Source organism: Tetragenococcus halophilus subsp. halophilus DSM 20339 (assembly GCF_003841405.1).
GTDB classification, from domain to species: domain Bacteria; phylum Bacillota; class Bacilli; order Lactobacillales; family Enterococcaceae; genus Tetragenococcus; species Tetragenococcus halophilus.
In genome coordinates this window covers 1-16,244 of record NZ_PXYA01000004.1, presented here as the reverse complement: position 1 = coordinate 16,244, position 16,244 = coordinate 1, and the positions used below count along the sequence as shown (strand labels likewise).

The following is a 16,244-nucleotide window of genomic DNA, read 5'->3' as shown; positions in this document are numbered from 1 at the left end:
TTCTTGCTCTTATGATACACTTAAAAAACATCAAAAATCAATTACCAAATGAAATGAACGCAATTTTTTCTGAACTGAACGTCCTGAAATGTTTACGACAAACCTCTATTTGTAAGCAAAAAGGCTATTCTCCCGCCATTATTTTTACTTTTCTTTTCAGTTTAGTGTTTAAGGGCAAGACCTTGAACCAAGTCCTCAGCGGACGTGAAGCAGATCAATATATGAAGAAAGATACCGTTTACCGTTTGATGAACGATCCGCACAATAATTGGCGTAGCTTTCTGCTTCGTTTTAGTGCTTCTGTGATCGAAAAGATCCATCGATTAACAGATCCAAGTACCCATCTACGTACGCTTGTTTTGGATGACTCAACGTTCTATCGAAATCGAAGTCAGAAAGTGCCTGGTTTGGCGCGCCTTTGGGATCATGCTTTACAAAAAGGTTATAAAGGCTATCGCATGCTAACTTTAGGCTTTTCTGATGGGTACTCTTTTATTCCTATTGATTTTGGATTGCTTTCAGGCAAAAACCAAGTCAATCAAAAACAAGCGGAAAGTGATCAAAGAACGAGTGGGGCAAAACGCTTCAAAGAAGCCCAACGATCTATGCCTGATGTGGCCATTGAGATGGTGCAAAGAGCCCTTGATCAAGGCGTTTACGCCAGTCATGTGTTAATGGATAAATGGTTTACCTCTCCTAAAATGATCGATCGTTTGCATGATTTAGGCATCCATACCCTAGGTATGGCAAAAAATGGCAAGACCCAATATTTTTATCAAAGACGTTTATATAAATTAAGCGAACTCTACCAAAAGTCAATAAAGGAATACTGTCAAGAAGCCATCATTTCCTCTATTATTGTTCAGCCAAGCAGCGGGAAGACCCCCGTCAAAATCGTTTTTGTCAAAAATCGGAATAACCAAAGTGCTTGGTTAGCCCTTATGACAGATGACCTGACTTTGTCATCCCAAGAAATCGTGAAGACGTACTCGGTTCGCTGGGACATAGAAACGTTCTTTAAAGTTTCCAAATCTCTCCTTCATTTGTCACAAGAAACCCAAACGCGCAATTATCAAGCCTTGATTTGTCATACCACCATTGTGTTCACGCGCTACATCTTATTAAGTTGGCAACAACGCTGTGCCAATGACGAGCGGACCTTAGGCGGCTTATTTTATGAACTTGCTGACCAAATAAAAGAACTTGACTGGTCGGTGGCTTTATTAGAACTAATGGACATTTTGCAAGCAGTCAGTGAAAAAGCGAGTCATAAACTACAAGACTTCATTGAAAGTCAACTGCAGCTCTGGATCGATACGCTGCCCAATTATATCAAGGCTTATCTACCGAATTTGGTGTGCGAAACTTGAGTTATAAAGAGAAAAAATGTCTGACGCAACAAAATATAATTTGTGCATAAAGTCTTCAAGGAAAAATTGCTAAGCAATTCAAGGCTATTGAGCAAAGACAGGGAATAAAATGTTGAAATGCTCCCGGATTGGTAAAATAAAGACTATATCCTTGTTTTTCAGATAAAACTTTTCTATTCCTTTCTTCATGTTTGGATTTTCGGATAGGATTTTTCTAAACTATTGTCCGTGATTTCGTTTTCAGATAATAGATTGTCGAACTTTTGTCCGTTATTTACTGTTTATTTGTCCATTAGAAAACCTCAATAATTTTTGCACTTAGTAATTTGTTGTATTTTCTTTTCTTCACTTTTACGATAAAATTGATAGACTAGCTAAAAAAGAAAGGGTGAAAGTAATGAAACAAATTCTTGTTTTACATACTGGCGGTACCATCGCTATGAAAGAAAATCCGGCTACTGGAAGTGTAAGTCCGGACGCAAAAAATCCATTAACAGATGCACCGATTACCCTGCCAGAAAACGTCCATTTGATCACAGAAAATATTTTCAACCTCCCTAGCCCGCATATTACACCTGAACATATGCTTAAAATAAAAGAACGTATACAAGAGGCTTATCAAAATGGCATAGATAGTGTGGTTATTACCCACGGCACTGATACTTTGGAAGAAACGGCTTATTTCTTAGATCTAACGATCGGTAACTGGCTTCCAATTGTTCTCACGGGTGCAATGCGTTCAAGTAATGAGTTAGGTAGTGATGGCTTATATAACTTCGCCAGCGCTATACGAGTAGCAGCTTCACCAGATGCCAAAGACCAAGGTGTGTTAGTTGTGATGAATGATGAAATTCATGCCGCTCGTTATGTAACCAAAACTCATACTACAAATGTCGCGACTTTTCGCACCCCTTCTATCGGTCCCATTGGTATGATAAATAAAAATAACGTTATATTTTTACAAAAAATTTTGCATTCACAATATACAGACATCTCCTCAGCATCTGGCTTTATCCCTATCCTAAAAGCTTATGCTGGTATGAGCGGTGAATTATTAGAAGGCTTAGCTCATCTATCGCTAGATGGCTTAGTCATTGAAGCCTTAGGAGCAGGTAATTTGCCTCCAGAAAATATCGTCCCTTTACAAAAACTATTGGATGCTCAAGTGCCAATTGTTTTAGTCTCACGTTGCTTTAACGGGATTGCTGAAGCTGTTTATGATTATAGAGGCGGCGGAAGCGAGTTACAAAAAATGGGCGTGGTTTTTTCTCCAAATATTAATAGTCAAAAAGTCCGAATAAAATTATTAATTGCGAATAATCTCCAACTAAAAAAAGACGAATTGACCGACTTTATGCAACATTAAAAGAGTCCCTTGTTAGCTAGACTTTTATGCTAATTAACAAGGGACAACTTTTATTTTTCTTGCCACTCAATTTGAGCTTCACAATATTTTTTATCTGCAATTTTAATCGCATGACGTGTTTGCTTGCCACTTTCCTGATCCACGATCTCATAAAGACTTTCAATCTGCTTGCCATATTCAACTTCTTTATCAAAACGAACGTTTATATATTTAGGCTCATAAGTGGTTAAAAAGTCATAGCCCAAGCCATCAATCAACCAATCAAAGTACACGGAATTATTGACATGATGATTACTATCGATATCATAAAATCGAACGTTATATGCAGTACTACTTGGATTTTCTAAAGACTCAACTTTTGGTGGACGTTTGATTTTAGTAATTTTTTCACTTTCAAACGGTGCAATAATGTCTTCAGTTACACTACTAATTTTACGTGTTGTATAGTTCATTAAAGAAAAAATAGATTCAATATGGACTAGCTCTTCCCCAGATTCTGTGGTAATCCAAAAGTCCCGATAGCAGAAATATTTATTATATTGCATTGCTTGAGTCGTCACTTGAATTTTTTCATTTACCCTTGGTAAACGAGAAATGAAAACTTCATAATGTGTGATAATCCATGTTACACCAAATTGATGTATGTAATCATTTCCTCTGTTCAATAGATCACTTTGTTCTTCTGACACCTTGATGACAATCGCAATCATGGTCGAAAGTTTCATTGTATGGTTTACATCACACTCGTAATAAGTCACCTCATGTGGAATTGTATATTTTGCTCCCAAACCAACAATCCTCCTTTATAGCTATTAAATATTCAACAAAACAATTATAACAGAAAATTTTTTATGCGTCTGTTCTTCCCTTGTTTTCTCTTTTTAATCTAAAAAAAAGAAGAGCACGCGCACTCTTCTTTAAGAGACTCTTTGTCAAATAGTGTTGGTAAAGAAAACACGACGAATAAAGGAAGCAGTTAGACGCTATTGTCTAGCTGCTTTTTTTCGCTTGTATAGGTAAGGAACCAGGTTGGAAATATTTTCCTCGGTATAAAAAGATCCGTTGCCGAAAGTTCTCAAAGCTATGGAACCCATAAGCGACTCGTTTTAGCACTTTAATATGATTATTTAACCCTTCTAAAGGACCGTTAGAATAAGGCACTGTCAAAGCAAGATGAATCTCTTTTCGATATTTTCGGAAGGTCTTGATTACAGGCTGAAACGGGTCAGAAAGCTGGGACCCATCGGTTTTCAGTAATTGATCAAAACGTGCTGTGTCTTGCTTATGAAATGCGGAAAGAAAGGATTGATAGAGTTTATAGCCTTGTCTAAGGGCAGAATGATAACGTAATAAGCGATCGACAATCTCTTGCTCGGTTAAATGATCCCGAAAACTAGGCCGCCAATATCGATTTTTATAATCAAGCGTCCAAGCTTTTTTCTGTAGAAGTTTCCAGTATTTTTTGAGGTGCTTATATTCCTTTTGCCGACGGTGAAAGGTGTTCATCACTTGTTTCCGCTGTTGTTGGAAAGCTCGTCCAATATGTTGGCTCATATGGAAACGATCAATGACTAACTGGGCATTAGGAAAAAGGGTTTTGACTAAGGAGGCATACGGACTGTAAAAATCCGAAACGACATAGTGCACCTTGGCTCTTTCCTCTCGAGGATAACGTGCAAAATATGCTTCTAAATGAGGCAGTTGTCGATTGGCGACAATCTCTAAGAGCTGCCGCGTTTCCCCGTTCATCATAATAAAACTCATGGCGCCAGAAACCCGTTTGACCGATTGAAATTCGTCAAAACAAAGCACTTCTGGTAAGGAAGTATTGGGAGATAGCTGTTTGGGTTGAAAACTGTGAAGCACACGTAAAACCGTTGTCGGCGAAACATGCTTCAACCGAGCGACCATTGACATCGATAAGGGTTGCGATAATTTTTCTGCAATGGCGAGTTTGACACGACGAGCGATCGAACAATGACGATCTGCGACACTGGTTTCGGCGATAGACGTTTTCCCGCAAGTTTTACAACGAAAACGTTGCTTCTTCATTTTAAGTAAGGTTTTGTATTCACTCACATCGTTGAGTTGAATCGTCACTTCCTTAAACCCCCATTTCATTAAACAGGCGGTTTCTTCTTCGCCACAGTGAAAACAGGCTTGCGGACGATAAGAAAGCCGACCATAAAAAACAAAACAAATGTCGCCGTTGATGGCTTCTTTTTGAAAACAATTTTCTGCAAAAGTTAGGTTTACATCTAGGATATCTAGGATTTCTTTAGTATAATGAGAGATGGACATCTTGAAACACTCCTTTGGATATTTGTTTGGTAACTTTATTCTACGAGTTTTCAAGGTGTCTGTTTTATATTTTGCTCAGAAAACATAAAAAAACTAGCATTGGCTACAAGAAATTGATTCTTGTTTACCAACACTAGAAATTATAGAGCCCTTTAAGAAAATTCTTTTAATTAAACTTCATTTTCTGTAACTACTTGGTTAGAATCATTTAAGGTATCGCGATCTAAATCATGGAGCCTTGCGCTTGTTACAACGCCGACAACCATACTATCACTGACATTAACTAATGTTCTAGCCATATCAATTAATGGTTCAACTGAAATCACTAGACCTACGATAGCTAACGGCAAGTTCATTGAACTCAATACGATCAATGAAGCAAATGTCGCGCCACCACCAACACCAGCTACACCGAATGAACTAATCGTTACCACTAGGATTAGCATCAAAATAAAACGCCAATCGAAAATGTCAACGCCAGCCGTTGGTGCTACAATAGTAGCCAACATTGCTGGATATAAACCAGCACATCCGTTTTGTCCAATAGAGATACCAAAGCTTCCTGCAAAGTTTGCTGTCGCATCTTCGACACCTAAAGCTTTCGTTTGCGTTTGCAGATTCATTGGTAATGCGCCCGCACTTGAACGTGAAGTAAAGGCAAAACTCAATACAGGGAATGATTTTTTAAAGTAAGTGATCGGATTTACCCGTACAGACATGAGTAACAAACTATGCATAAGTAACACGATAATTAAACCTACATAAGAAGCGATAATGAATGTACCTAGGTTAATAATTGCACCAAAATCACTTGTTGCTAGAACGTTTGTCATCAAAGCAAATACACCAAAAGGCGTAAGGCGTAAAACAAGCGTTACAATACGCATAACGATATTGTATAAGCTTTCGATAATACGATTGAACGTTTCAGCTTGTTCTGGCGCTTTGCGCTTGACACCTAAGTAAGCTACACCAACAAAAGCAGAGAAGATAACAACACCAATCGTACTTGTATCCCGACTACCAGCAAGGTCCGCAAACACATTCGTTGGGATAAAAGATAGAATTTGTTCAGGAATTGATAGATCTTGTACTTCTGATTGTTGTTGCGTAATTTCAGCAATCCGGCTTGTTTCTTCAGAACCTTGAGTAAATTGGGCTCCGTCCAAATTAAACAACATAACCATTGAAATTCCAATCAAAGCAGCAACTGCCACAGTTCCTAACAGTGTTGCTAATACGGAAAAACTGATTTTCCCGATTTTTGAACTTTCCTTCATGCGTGTAAACGCACTTACAATGGAAACAAAAACCAATGGCATGATGAGCATTTGAAGTAATGCAACATAACCGTCACCAACAATGGACATCCAATCAAGCGACTGTTCTACAACTGGACTTTCTATACCAAAAATCAGCTGTAAAAGGCCCCCAAAAAGGATACCAGCAAACAAACCAGTAAATACACGCGTTGAGAACTTCGCATGTATTTTTTGCATGTGATAAAACACATATAAAACTGCAACAAATAAAAGTAAAACAATTACAGTGAGCAGATTTGTCATTTAACTTCCTCCTTTAATTTCTACGTATAATGACAAGTCCGTCAAGGGAAGTAAAGGTTCCTAGTGACCATTCTTCAACAGTACACTCTAATGAAAATGCGTGTGAAAGATTCATTAGTGACGGTTTCATTATAAACGGACACATATCGAATGTCTAATATTTGTTCTTGTATTTAGTAAGTTAGCAACTGTTAGCTATTGAAAAGTTGTGCTATAGTAGATAAGCATGCAGTAAAGGAGGCATTTTTTGTGGAAAAACAATCCAATGATTTAACAAAACAGTTCATTTTTTTACTGGCAGCAACTTGCGGTATTGTGGTTGCTAATATGTATTATGTCCAACCAATTGGCACACAAGTCGTTGAAAGTTTTCAGGTAAGTACCAGCTCGATTGGCAGTGTAACGATGCTAACACAAGTAGGCTACGCCCTAGGTTTACTATTCATTGTTCCTTTAGGAGATGTTTTAAATAAACGAAGGCTCATTATCTCAATGGCTGCCCTATCCTCCTTATCATTATTAGGCGCTTTTTTTGCGCCAAATTTTCAATTATTTATCCTGGCGGCCTTTATTATCGGATTACTTTCAGTAGTCCCACAAATTATTATTCCCTATGGCGCAGTATTAGCTGGACCCGAAAAACGGGGCCAAGTCATGGGAAAACTTTTGAGTGGGCTCTTGGTAGGAATTTTATTATCACGCACGTTTTCTGGTGTCGTAGCTAGTTTTTTGCCTTGGCGTTCTATTTACCTCATTGCACCACTATTGATTATCCTGTTGACCGTTTTACTTACATTTAAAATGCCAAAAGATCCAGTTAAAAATGCCACACTTTCTTATATGGATTCATTGAAAAGTATCCCTTTATTAATAAAAAAACAAAGAGTCCTTTGTGAAGCAGCTGTTTCCGGATTTTTTATGTTCGGAACTTTTTCAATCTTTTGGTCTACGCTAATTTTTTATATTAGTAGTCCTATTTACAATTGGGGAACTTTTGAAGCAGGAATACTTGCTATTTTTGGTTTAGCCGGAGCTGTAGCAGCACCACTTGTCGGAAAACTATCCGATCAATACGCACAACGAACGATCGTGTGGATGGGAATTATCATGCAGACAGTTAGCTTTATTATTCTACACTTTTTTGCTGCGCATATTCTTCCGTTAATTCTATCTATTATTTTATTAGATATCGGCAATCAATTTGGTCAAGTAGCTAACCAAACTCGAGTACAGAATTTAGGAGAACAAGTCAGCAATCGTAACAACACTGTGTTCATGTTTTCTTATTTTATAGGAGGCGCACTTGGTTCTTTCCTAGGAACAACAATGTGGGGACAAGCTGGTTGGGTTGGCGTCACTTTGACCGCTCTATCTTTTCAATTATTAGCGATGATTTTCCACTTTGTTGTTTTTAAAAAGCAAGATCAGTGAGCTTTATTGGAGCAGATTCAACAGCGTTTTCTGCTTCCTTTGAGTGATCAGAATAGGTTTAACATTAGTTTTTGCTTTCTTTGTGCTATTCATAAAGTTAAAAAACCAAGCGTTTCTTTCAGCAACTGAAGAAACGCTTGGCTTTTAATTTTTATTCTAAATCAGTTTTTACGCCAATGCGCCCATAGGATCCCACGGTGCTAAAACAGTTGGCTCTTTTTCGTAAGCTTTTAATTGTTCAGCAGTCAATAGATCTTTTCTGACAACGATTTGATAAGTGTATTCGTCCATCCAAGCATCGCTTGCTACAAAGAAACCTTTATCGCCGACTTTATCGCCCCAGCTGTTTTCAACTTTCCATTTCGTAGATTTGTCATCGACAATATCTACGCCGGTTAATACCATTGCATGGGTCATTAAACTTTCACCATAGTCTAAACGCTGTGCTTTTGTAGTCGTAAAGTCAACATCAAATAACTCGTTCATGTCATAAGTATCAAGTGACATGATACCGTTTTGTCTATTCGAAGATTGACCTACATCACAACCAAACCAAACAGATTCACCTTGTTCTAATTGTGCAATCGCTAATTTTTTAAAGGTATCCATATCAAGATTTAAATACTTCACTTGTTTGCCACCTACGACATTACCTAGCATTTCTACTGTGTAAGATTGATTATAAGGTTTGTCATCTGTCGGTGCGTTGATAATAGGAACATAGTTATTTAAATCTACTCCTACGTATTTATCATAAAAAGACTTCGGTGTTAAATCACGATCAATATGGTATTCCTTATTTTCATCACGATATTCAAAAGCAAAAGTAGTCGGCGGTGTGCCCAATGAGATAGCTAAAATATTATACACTTCTTGTAGCATATCCTCTCTGCTAGCTTGAATATCATTTGCAGAAGCACCATCAGCTACTAATTGACGTAAAGTTGCTGCATCTTTGCGAAGTTTTTTGTTCAAATAATTATTCAAGTCACGAGAGTTCGAAGAATTACTACTTTCAGGCATCGCTGCTTTAGGGACAACACCATACTTATTAAAAAGTGAAACCATCATATCCCACTGTCCACCATCTTGTTGAGGTGTTTCTAACAAAAAGGCTACCCTACGACTTGTTACTTCTTGGTCTGCTGTCGCTAAAATGTTTTCATAAAAATAATTGGACTTTTCATACTTATCCCAAAAATTCGTATAATTTTGGGATAATTCAAAGTCTTTTAAATCAAAATTATCTAAAATCTTATGACGAAAAGTATTAAGCGCTGCAAACATCCAGCAACGACCTGATTGTTTTTGATTAGATACATTTCCTGTTTTTAAATCAATTGAAAATACAGGTACATTATTGCTTTGAGCCACGATATTTTCCGCTGAATTGGTAATACCATTTTTAACTACAGCATTTTGTGCTACTTGTTGCTTATCATTTTCTTTAAATTCTGCAGCAAATTTTGCTGTTAATTCATTTGTTATTTCAGCCATTCTTTCATCTCCTTTTAAAACTTACTTATTTATTCTACTCTTTCCCTTTAGTAAAGACAACTACTATCCGTTGTAGGTTGGTTTAGTCTTGTTCTTATTTCCCAAAAAGTAACGTTCAATTTTATTATAAACTTTTCCTACAGGTTCACTTGCAAGTACAGTAGTCAGTAAAATACTGGCTAGGGCTAATACGATAAAACCAGGAAAACCTAAATGGATATTTTCTAAATCAAAAGCGCGCATTCCTCTGATAAAGAAACCATGTAAGAGATAAGCAATTAGTGTATATTTCCCTTCTTTAGTGTAACTAGTTTCTCTAGTCGGTACCAAAGAAAAGAAAGCCAACATGCCAATAATGGCTAACATAAAGGTAACAATACGCACTAAAAAGCCCCATTCTGGGAAATTTAAGAAATCATCATAAGGCTTTGAACCAAAGAACATATATTTATTTACTTCATTCAAGTAATTCACTAAAGCATAAATAATGACAAAACCAACTGCAAATAGTTTTTTATATTTAAAGTTTTTAAACCAATCGAAAAAACCTTTGGGAAGATAATAACCAATAATAAAAAACGGCAAGAAAACAGCCGTACGCTGTAAAGTCAACTCACGACCAATAAATGGCGTATAGCCGACAAGTAAACTAATTAATATGCTGATTGTGATACCAGCCGTTGGACGTATTCTTCTGAAAAAATATAAAGAAATTTGCCAAAAAAAAGAACTGATCAAAAACCACAGTGACCAATTGGGAACGTCAAGTTGAAAAGTAAAGTGCTCCTCTGCTCCTGATAAACGATTAAAAAGCGAATATAACCATTGAAAGAATATATAAGGTACAATAAACTTTTGAAAATTCGTTGCAACAGGCGCTTTTTTTTGTGGATCAAACGATTTTGCAAAAAAACCTGAAATGAAAATAAAAGCCGGCATATGAAAAGCAAAAATCGTATAATATAAATCATGATTCCATTGTTCATTTTCAATAAACGGTTGCATCATATGCCCAAAAACCACTAAGATCATTAATAAAAATTTGGCATTGTCAAAATAAGGATCCCGTTTTTTCTCTGCCATATAACTCAATCACCAACTTCTCTACAAACTATTTGTTATTATACCTGAAGATTATTGCAATTCAGTTGCATTTTTATGAAAAAACATCAAAAATTTTAACGATAAATTAAATAAAACTAAAAAAACAGCGTCCAAAATCCTAGGCGCTGTTTGTTAAATACTCCGGCAGTAGGACTCGAACCTACGACATCATGATTAACAGTCATGCGCTACTACCAACTGAGCTATGCCGGAATGATAGAAGTCTAAACATCTTTAACAAAAACAAGAAACAGGAGTAAAACAGTTTCGAATTAAATTACCTCTTTCATTCTTCCTGTTTTACTTCTGATTATTTATTTAAAACAAAAAAACTAGATCTTACGAGAGAGAGTCTTAACTTTATTGTAGACATCTACGTAAATTTCACCATTATCTCCATCAGTTGAGCTTTCTTCAAGATTCCATCCAGCAAGATTAGCTATCGATTGTATCGTAAGAAACTTCCGTAATACCTGCCCCAGGCTCAATCCCTGTAATTGTATAATCCACTTCCTCACTATAATTAACATCACCTTGAGCCTCAGTAGCATTTTCTGTCTCTCCATTATCACAAGCAGCTAGTAAAAAAATAGGCGATAGCCCAAAAATCAATGATTTTTTTAATTTATTCACAAAACACAACACCTTTCCGATTGTTATTTGTTACTATTTTTTTAAACAAAATATTACATTTTTAGGACTTCTTTATCATCAGATCCATCGGGTTTAGCATCATAACCCCTTGTGTTAGCGATAACAAAACTTTCAAAAACAATTGTCTTACTGAAGCCATTTTTAATTTTAGTGGATCCGAACTTTTTGCTTTCACCACCCCCATCAACTAAGTAACTAAAACTTGAAAGTTCAAAAATACAGTTCATCCCTTGATAAATAAACGTTTTTTTATACAAAAATAGCATGAACCACTCAAATCCTGGTATAATAGAATCAACGAAAAACCACTAACCAAGGAGTGTTCATGCCATGTCAATTATAACACAAACAACGCCAAACTCAGAAAAAATTTCTACCTCTGTGTCTGATTTTTTTCATCAGTTCCATGTAGCTTCTGCTCTTAAAAAATCGAATGCCGTGCACAGGAAGGGTTTCTCCGTTTCTGTTATTTTTTCGTTCCTATTAGCTTCGATCTTTACCAACGGTTCTACCTATCGGTTTTACCAAAAGCAAAAGGAACAGCTATCATTTTCAGATAAAACATTTCGCAACGTTTTGAATGATCCGCACATTCATTGGCAAAAATTACTGATCTTAGTGGCTAAATCCGTCATTACTTTCCTACGTCCATTGACGGATGATGCCCGAAAGACCACGTTTATCGTGGATGACTCCATGTATTCTCGCTTGAATGCGAAAAAAGTGGAATGTGCCGCTTTACAATACGACCATGCCAAGAAAAAATATTTCAAAGGATTTCGTTATTTACAATTAGGCTGGAGTGATGGCAATAGCTTTGTCCCTGTTGCTTTTTCGTTGCTCTCCGGGAAAAGAAAGCTCCAATCTGATCTTGATATCGGGGATCAACGCACGAATAGGGGGAAACGTAAAGCTCAAGCGCTTCGTAAAGGTACGGAAGTGACACTGGAACTGCTTCGATCGGCTTTGAACCAAGGGATCCATGCGGATTATGTCTTATTCGATACTTGGTTTTCCAGTCCCAAAATGTTCCAACAGATCCGTGACCTGAAATGCCACTGCGTAGCGATGGTTAAACGTAGTCAAAAGATCTACTACCGTTATCAAGGCCAAAAGATGGATGTCAAAGAAATCTTCAAACGAAACAAGAAACGCCGCGGTCGTTCTCGCTATCTTTTGAGTGTCCAAGTAGAAGCTGTCGTAGAAGGGAAAATCCTTCCCATTAAGTTGGTATATATTCGCAATCGCAATAAACGAAACGACTATTTGGTCTTAGCTTCGACCGATATCGATCTGACCGAAGACGAGATCATTCAGCTCTATGCTAGACGCTGGTCGGTGGAAGTCTACTTCAAGATGTGCAAACAATACTTAAAATTAGCCAAGTACCAAGGGATTTCTTATGACGGGATCTTTGCGCATACGACACTGGTAGCTATCGGTTATATGATCCTAGCGGTGCAAGAACGTGAAAGTAAAGACGACCGAACGCTTGGCGAGTTATTTTATCTTCTCATTGATGAGCTTTCCGAGCTTTCTGTATCGGAAGCCATTCTGCAATTACTCGTTTTATTCCAAGAAGCTTTTGCGGATGAATATGTTTTGGATGAAGCCGTATTAAATAACATTATCGAACAGTTCCTTGAAAAACTACCTTCCTCTATACAAAAACAGCTCAAGCAAGCAGGTTGAAGTTAATTTTGTGCATAAGATGCTTAGTATACCAAGGGATACGTATCGAAAAGTAGGTTTCAAGTTTTAGTAAGTAATATAAATCTTTTATATTACTTAGTATAATTTCAAAAGTTTTGAAAGTTTCAAATTTGCAGTGCCACAATAATGCGCCATTTTCGCATTCACATACTATTCAACTTAACACAAAGACTAAATATAAGCAAAATACCGTTGTGTAGCTTTATTTTTTTACCGAAAATTAGTAGAATGAATAAGTAAAATGAACAAAAAGTTGTTAGATAAAGGAGTAAATAATGGTTACATTAAAAACAATTGAACACTCAGATTACCAAACGGTAGACAGTTTAATTCGCAAAGCATTTACAAATACTGAAGAAGGTTACGGAAATGAAGCAGAACTAGCCGCTAATTTACGAAAAGATGCCACTTACCAAAATTATCTCGAAATAGTTGCTTTAAAAGATAATACTATTGTCGGTCATGGACTTTTAAGTGAAGTAGATGTTTATGAAGATAGTAATCTTCTTAGCACAGGACTCTGCCTAGCGCCACTTGCTGTTCTACCAGAAATGCAAAAACAAGGAATCGGTGCTATGTTGTTAGAAGAACTAGAAATACGAGCTAAAAAAGAAAATTATCCTTTTATCAGTATCTTAGGTCATCCAGCATATTATTCAAAATTTGGTTATCAATTAGCCAGTCATTTTAATATACAAGCGCCTTTTCCTGTTCCTGATGATGCCTACTTTGTTAAAGAATTATATCCGGCCAGCTTAAAAAATGTACAAGGGACAATTTGTTATTTAGATGCATTTAACGAATAGTGTTTACGATAGATAGTGGAGGTGGCGAAAATGGCAATTAAAATCATATCTGCCTATGATTATCCCTATGAAATAAAAAAATTATTTAACGAATATACGAATATGTTAATCACGCAAGATAAACAAATAAATAACTATTTAGCAATGCAAAATTATAGTGATGAACTAGAAAATTTAGAAAAGAAATATGGTTTGCCTGATGGTCGCTTATACTTAGCTTACTATAACAGCAAACTAGCTGGTTGTATTGGTTTGAAAAAGTTGGACAACCACTATTGTGAAATAAAACGATTCTATGTTCGTCCCGCATTTAGAAGGAAACATATCGGCACACATTTAATGGATACAATTATTGAAGAAAGTCGCCAAATTGGTTATCAACATATATTGTTGGATACTTTGCCTCACTTAAAAGCAGCAATTGTTAATTATAAAAAGCATGGCTTTTATGAAATAGAAAGTTATAATGATAATCCAATAGGAAATTCTATTTATATGCAACTTGATTTATAGATAAAAAATTAGCCAGACAACATGCTGTCTGGCTAATTTTTTATTTGTTTAGATTTTAATACCACATCTATCTTACGAATTTTTGTACATATATTCTCTAGTCATTGGTAGACCGTAACCACTTGTGCCGTTGACCAATAGATATTGCATAACATCAATATTACCTGCTTCAAAAGAAGCTGCACAAGCTTGTAGATACAATGACCACATACGTGAGAACGGTTCGCCATATCGATCGACAACCGTATCAATATGTTCTAAATAATTTTGATACCAAATTTCAAGTGTTTTTTGATAATGACGTCTTAATGGTTCAAGATCTGTCAATTGTAAACCTGCGTTCATAATATTTGTCAAGTTTTCGGCAACATTTGGGATATATCCACCTGGAAAGATATATTTAGAAAGAAATGGATCACTACCTACGCCCTCATGCTGACCAGTAATACCATGAATCAACGCACGGCCATTAGGAACAAGTAGTTTTTGCACTTGTTCAAAGTACTTAGGTAAGTTTTCTTTGCCTACGTGTTCAAACATACCAATAGATGTTGCGTAGTCAAATTTTTCTTCAACTTCACGATAATCTTCTAAATAAACGTCCACTTGACCTTCTAGGCCTCTAGTTTTAATTTCTTCTTTAACTTGGTCATATTGTTCTTGACTTAAGGTAATCCAGTAGCTTTAAGTCCAAATTCTTCAGCTGCCATAAAAAGTACAGAGCCCCAGCCACAACCAATATCTACTAAAGTTTTTCCGCGTTCCGGGTTTAATTTTGTTAAAACATGACGTACTTTATTTTTTTGCGCTTGTTCAAGCGTATCATTTTCATCTTTAAAGTAAGCACAAGAATAAGTCATCGTTTTATCTAACCACAGACGATAAAAATCATTACCGATATCATAATGACTTTGCACATCTTCTTTGGAATTTTTTTCTGAATGAGAAATTTTAGGTAAGAACTTCAAAAATCCACTGTTATCTGTTACAAAGCTGTTTACACTTCGATAAGCAGAAGCAACGAGTTCTTGTAGGTCACCCTTCACCTCAATATCACCGTTCATGTACGCTTCACCTAAAGTTAATGTAGGAAGTGAAGTTAGCTCTTTAATAGGGATCGCCTTTTTTAATTGGATCACAGTCTCAGGCGTGCCTTCGCCATAAACTTCGCTTGTTCCGTCCCAGTACTCTACCTTTACTGGAATATCAAAAGCATGACCTAAAAGCTTATCATACGTTTTCTTTTCTAACATTAAAAACACTCCACCTTTAAAATTTGTATTCTTGTTCTGCAAGTGTATACTTATATACTCAAGTTTCGCATACCCAAAATGATGATGTCCCTTTGATAGAACAACGCTGATAGTAAAATAATGGTTCGCTTGACTTTTGTTCAAAGGATACAAAAAGAACTCCTTTTGTTTTATAATGGATTTAACGACAAATCTAAAACAAGGAGTTCTTGCTCTTATGATACACTTAAAAAACATCAAAAATCAATTACCAAATGAAATGAACGCAATTTTTTCTGACTGAACGTCCTGAAATGTTTACGACAAACCTCTATTTGTAAGCAAAAAGGCTATTCTCCCGCCATTATTTTTACTTTCTTTTCAGTTTAGTGTTTAAGGGCAAGACCTTGAACCAAGTCCTCAGCGGACGTGAAGCAGATCAATATATGAAGAAAGATACCGTTTACCGTTTGATGAACGATCCGCACAATAATTGGCGTAGCTTTCTGCTTCGTTTTAGTGCTTCTGTGATCGAAAAGATCCATCGATTAACAGATCCAAGTACCCATCTACGTACGCTTGTTTTGGATGACTCAACGTTCTATCGAAATCGAAGTCAGAAAGTGCCTGGTTTGGCGCGCCTTTGGGATCATGCTTTACAAAAAGGTTATAAAGGCTATCGCATGCTAACT

13 protein-coding genes, 1 tRNA gene and 2 pseudogenes are annotated in these 16,244 nt (G+C 36.5%); 7 read left to right on the top strand and 9 right to left on the bottom strand.

Annotation, left to right across the window (positions count from 1 at the left end; all coding sequences use genetic code 11):
- The first annotated feature begins 11 nt into the window (after nucleotides 1-11).
- Both C7K42_RS12700 and C7K42_RS12695 read left to right on the top strand, forming a co-directional pair.
- Nucleotides 12-1,370, top strand: coding sequence for an IS4 family transposase (locus C7K42_RS12700; RefSeq protein WP_124175371.1), 1,359 nt, complete (start codon nucleotides 12-14; stop codon nucleotides 1,368-1,370).
- A 397-nt stretch (nucleotides 1,371-1,767) separates the two neighbouring features.
- Nucleotides 1,768-2,736, top strand: a complete 969-nt coding sequence (locus tag C7K42_RS12695; protein ID WP_014124342.1) for an asparaginase — start codon at nucleotides 1,768-1,770, stop codon at nucleotides 2,734-2,736.
- A 50-nt stretch (nucleotides 2,737-2,786) separates the two neighbouring features.
- Here C7K42_RS12695 and C7K42_RS12690 read toward each other — a convergent pair whose 3' ends face one another.
- From C7K42_RS12690 to C7K42_RS12680, 3 genes are all read right to left on the bottom strand, one after another.
- Nucleotides 2,787-3,524, bottom strand: coding sequence for an acyl-ACP thioesterase domain-containing protein (locus C7K42_RS12690; RefSeq protein WP_014124341.1), 738 nt, complete (start codon nucleotides 3,522-3,524; stop codon nucleotides 2,787-2,789).
- A gap of 202 nt (nucleotides 3,525-3,726) precedes the next feature.
- Nucleotides 3,727-5,037, bottom strand: coding sequence for an ISL3 family transposase (locus C7K42_RS12685; protein ID WP_061841477.1), 1,311 nt, complete (start codon nucleotides 5,035-5,037; stop codon nucleotides 3,727-3,729).
- A 170-nt stretch (nucleotides 5,038-5,207) separates the two neighbouring features.
- Entirely contained in the window at nucleotides 5,208-6,602 is a 1,395-nt protein-coding gene (locus tag C7K42_RS12680; protein WP_014124339.1) for an L-cystine transporter, read from the bottom strand.
- Nucleotides 6,603-6,851: 249 nt separating this feature from the next.
- On the opposite strand from C7K42_RS12680, the gene C7K42_RS12675 reads away from it, so the two are divergent.
- Complete coding sequence (locus C7K42_RS12675) at nucleotides 6,852-8,033, top strand: MFS transporter (RefSeq protein ID WP_014124338.1); 1,182 nt, start codon at nucleotides 6,852-6,854, stop codon at nucleotides 8,031-8,033.
- Between the two features lie 168 nt (nucleotides 8,034-8,201).
- Here the strand turns inward: C7K42_RS12675 and C7K42_RS12670 are convergent, their stop codons facing one another.
- The 5 genes from C7K42_RS12670 to C7K42_RS12650 all read right to left on the bottom strand — a co-directional run bounded on the left by C7K42_RS12670 (nucleotide 8,202) and on the right by C7K42_RS12650 (nucleotide 11,554).
- Nucleotides 8,202-9,530: a C1 family peptidase gene (locus tag C7K42_RS12670; RefSeq protein WP_103097352.1), complete on the bottom strand. Its 1,329-nt coding sequence runs from the start codon at nucleotides 9,528-9,530 to the stop codon at nucleotides 8,202-8,204.
- 63 nt (nucleotides 9,531-9,593) lie between these two features.
- Complete coding sequence (locus tag C7K42_RS12665; RefSeq protein ID WP_014124333.1) at nucleotides 9,594-10,613, bottom strand: acyltransferase family protein; 1,020 nt, start codon at nucleotides 10,611-10,613, stop codon at nucleotides 9,594-9,596.
- A 160-nt stretch (nucleotides 10,614-10,773) separates the two neighbouring features.
- Nucleotides 10,774-10,847: transfer RNA gene (locus C7K42_RS12660), tRNA-Asn, on the bottom strand.
- Nucleotides 10,848-11,069: 222 nt separating this feature from the next.
- Nucleotides 11,070-11,267, bottom strand: coding sequence for a hypothetical protein (locus C7K42_RS12655; protein WP_041591783.1), 198 nt, complete (start codon nucleotides 11,265-11,267; stop codon nucleotides 11,070-11,072).
- A 53-nt stretch (nucleotides 11,268-11,320) separates the two neighbouring features.
- Nucleotides 11,321-11,554 carry a hypothetical protein gene (locus C7K42_RS12650; RefSeq protein ID WP_124175422.1) on the bottom strand — a complete coding sequence of 78 codons (234 nt, stop codon included), beginning with the start codon at nucleotides 11,552-11,554 and terminating at the stop codon, nucleotides 11,321-11,323.
- 64 nt (nucleotides 11,555-11,618) lie between these two features.
- Between C7K42_RS12650 and C7K42_RS12645 the strand changes: the two genes are divergently transcribed.
- The 3 genes from C7K42_RS12645 to C7K42_RS12635 all read left to right on the top strand — a co-directional run bounded on the left by C7K42_RS12645 (nucleotide 11,619) and on the right by C7K42_RS12635 (nucleotide 14,320).
- Nucleotides 11,619-12,980, top strand: a complete 1,362-nt coding sequence (locus tag C7K42_RS12645) for an IS4 family transposase (RefSeq protein WP_123985509.1) — start codon at nucleotides 11,619-11,621, stop codon at nucleotides 12,978-12,980.
- 296 nt (nucleotides 12,981-13,276) lie between these two features.
- The gene (locus C7K42_RS12640; RefSeq protein WP_014124330.1) at nucleotides 13,277-13,807 is read left to right on the top strand and encodes a GNAT family N-acetyltransferase; all 531 of its coding nucleotides are present in this window, start codon (nucleotides 13,277-13,279) and stop codon (nucleotides 13,805-13,807) included.
- A 30-nt stretch (nucleotides 13,808-13,837) separates the two neighbouring features.
- Nucleotides 13,838-14,320 carry a GNAT family N-acetyltransferase gene (locus C7K42_RS12635; protein ID WP_014124329.1) on the top strand — a complete coding sequence of 161 codons (483 nt, stop codon included), beginning with the start codon at nucleotides 13,838-13,840 and terminating at the stop codon, nucleotides 14,318-14,320.
- A 72-nt stretch (nucleotides 14,321-14,392) separates the two neighbouring features.
- On the opposite strand, the pseudogene C7K42_RS12630 reads toward C7K42_RS12635, so the two are convergent.
- Nucleotides 14,393-15,573: pseudogene (locus C7K42_RS12630) on the bottom strand (class I SAM-dependent methyltransferase).
- Between the two features lie 217 nt (nucleotides 15,574-15,790).
- On the opposite strand from C7K42_RS12630, the pseudogene C7K42_RS13335 reads away from it, so the two are divergent.
- Nucleotides 15,791-16,244: pseudogene (locus tag C7K42_RS13335) on the top strand (IS4-like element ISTeha3 family transposase); the annotation flags it as partial.

Bases quoted from the DNA above. Each gene is read 5' to 3' on its own strand.
- C7K42_RS12700 (WP_124175371.1), top strand. From the start codon at position 12: ATGATACACTTAAAAAACATCAAAAATCAATTACCAAATGAAATGAAC.
- C7K42_RS12695 (WP_014124342.1), top strand. From the start codon at position 1,768: ATGAAACAAATTCTTGTTTTACATACTGGCGGTACCATCGCTATGAAA.
- C7K42_RS12685 (WP_061841477.1), bottom strand. From the start codon at position 5,037: ATGTCCATCTCTCATTATACTAAAGAAATCCTAGATATCCTAGATGTA.
- C7K42_RS12680 (WP_014124339.1), bottom strand. From the start codon at position 6,602: ATGACAAATCTGCTCACTGTAATTGTTTTACTTTTATTTGTTGCAGTT.
- C7K42_RS12670 (WP_103097352.1), bottom strand. From the start codon at position 9,530: ATGGCTGAAATAACAAATGAATTAACAGCAAAATTTGCTGCAGAATTT.
- C7K42_RS12665 (WP_014124333.1), bottom strand. From the start codon at position 10,613: ATGGCAGAGAAAAAACGGGATCCTTATTTTGACAATGCCAAATTTTTA.
- C7K42_RS12650 (WP_124175422.1), bottom strand. From the start codon at position 11,554: ATGCTATTTTTGTATAAAAAAACGTTTATTTATCAAGGGATGAACTGT.
- C7K42_RS12645 (WP_123985509.1), top strand. From the start codon at position 11,619: ATGTCAATTATAACACAAACAACGCCAAACTCAGAAAAAATTTCTACC.
- C7K42_RS12640 (WP_014124330.1), top strand. From the start codon at position 13,277: ATGGTTACATTAAAAACAATTGAACACTCAGATTACCAAACGGTAGAC.
- C7K42_RS12635 (WP_014124329.1), top strand. From the start codon at position 13,838: ATGGCAATTAAAATCATATCTGCCTATGATTATCCCTATGAAATAAAA.